This window comes from Caballeronia sordidicola (genome assembly GCF_001544455.2).
Lineage (GTDB): Bacteria > Pseudomonadota > Gammaproteobacteria > Burkholderiales > Burkholderiaceae > Caballeronia > Caballeronia sordidicola.
The window spans coordinates 1-1984 of record NZ_FCOC02000051.1; the positions used below are offsets into that span (position 1 = coordinate 1).

At 49.0% G+C, this 1984-nt stretch carries 1 protein-coding gene and 1 pseudogene; both read right to left on the minus strand.

Annotated elements, in window-relative coordinates; all coding sequences use genetic code 11:
• On the minus strand, nt 1-863 hold an 863-nt coding region (locus tag AWB64_RS30490; protein ID WP_157766741.1), incomplete at its 3' end, for a hypothetical protein.
• 76 nt (nt 864-939) lie between these two features.
• Nucleotides 940-1984, minus strand: a pseudogene (locus AWB64_RS30495) (type VI secretion system Vgr family protein); the annotation flags it as partial.

A 1984-nucleotide genomic window follows, 5' to 3' on the forward strand; every position in this document is an offset into this window, starting at 1 on the left:
TCGAACGTCGCGCGGGTAGGCTTGCTTCGGTCTGAACGAAAATCCACCTTGCCCATCGTGGCGACGACACCCTCACCGCCTATGCTGACGAACGTAAGCGCGTTGAATTTGTATGTCCCGCGTTTAATCTTCCGATCAGGCACAGTGAGATATTTGAATGTAACGGAACCACCGGCCGGAATCGTAATAATTCCATCCGAAAATTCCGCAAAGTCGGCTTTATTAACGAGCGGCAAATCGGCAAGGCTGGCTTCCCAACGGTCTTTTCCATCCGCTGACACTCCGCCGATTTCAAGCTTGTCGCCAAACTCGGCCCATCGATCAGGCATAAACATCTTCATCGGAAAATCCCCGCTATTCCTGTAAACTATGGACGCGAGAAATTTCTCCTTTTGTTGGACTACGCTTTCTACGTTGACGCTTATCTTCGCGATGGCGCGACCTTCTTTAGCGTATGCAGTTAGCATTGACCGGTAATAGTCGGTGAGCAAAAAACACAGGCTTTTTGGTAATTCGTAGAGTTTTCCTTGATGTGTTTTTAGTTGCCCGTCTTCCAAGCAATCGACCGAATAAACGAAATTAGGCTCCACCGGATCAACCTCGTTTTTGGGGTCTTCAACAGCCGCTTTGCATAGTTGAGCTTGAATTTCTTTTGCCTGCTTGAGATGGTCTGGTGAAAGCCAAGCCTCTACCACTCCCGCCCCGGCGAAGTCAGTGTCGATTGTGTCGGAAAGCCCGACGTGAATCCTGCCAGATAACCAAACGCCAATACCATTTGTGCCGTAAGTATGGCCCCCCATTGAGCTGATTCCGAAGCCGGCTTCGTTAACACTTTTCGTATTGGCAACTGCAAGATTAGGCATAATCAAATCTATAAAAAGGGCGATGAGAAGTAAGACGCGCCGAACAATAAGCAATCGGCTAGGCAAGACAAGCCGATTACATTTCATATCCAATTCTCCAAGTTTTATGTGTCAACTCGCAAAAATGCCGTCTGATATATTCCAAGTAGTGGGGGCTGACCGTCGCGCTGGGCGCAGATTTCGGTCCTGGTTTTATCGCGTTGAGCGCGCCATAGCCCATTAGGTTACTGCTCGACCGCATTTGCCAAACTTCGTTTCCGTTTAACTTTTCTCCGGTTTCGAAGTCCAGTTCATTGTTCTTAATGTACATTTTATGAACCCACCCCCCAAATTCCCAATATTCGTCGGGAAAATTAAACATATGACCGCATTCATGCGCGACCACGTTCGTGTCCGCCGGATTATCAAGCCAACTGTCATTTTTTCCGGGGAGCATTGATATTTCTCCCCAAGAACTTGAGTCGGCGCGGATAGCACGGGGAAACAAATAGATTGTTTTGTGGACTTTTTTTCCATTACTTACGTCCATGCCGTTCAAGCCAAGCAGAAATTCCACATGAAACTCGATTGCTACTCGGCATCCACAGGTTGCGCCTTTGGAACATCCGTCAAGAATTAGCTTGCTCTTATGCCCATTTAGCACGCTTTCGACTTCGCGTTTTTTTGCTGCTAGATCAAAGCGCGGGCCGGTTGCAGGGCGATACTGCATGACAAAGCCCCCTTTTATTGGTTTTTCTACGCCGGCAGCGACGCCTTCCCAGTGGGCAACATGGTCGAAAGGAACAGACTGTCTTTGCCCATCGGGACCAAGCAATATCGCGCCTCGCCCGTCTGCCCTAAGCAACTCAACTGGAACAATTTTGATCCGCAAGGTTGCGCCTAGCGTTTTTCTCTGTTCGTCATACGACAGTTCAAAGGCGGTGGGAAAGGCGGACCCGCTTGAGTATTGGTTTCCCATGCGATCAGTCCAAGCAGTTTTGAGTGGAGTAAGTCCTTTATATGTTCCGGTCTCCGTCACGTCGCTACGTTCGCTTGTGAAGCCAGGCATAAACCAATCACAATACTCGGGGTCCTGAAGCTTGATGGGTATCGCAGAACTGTCCGTCTTCGTCAATGTTGGC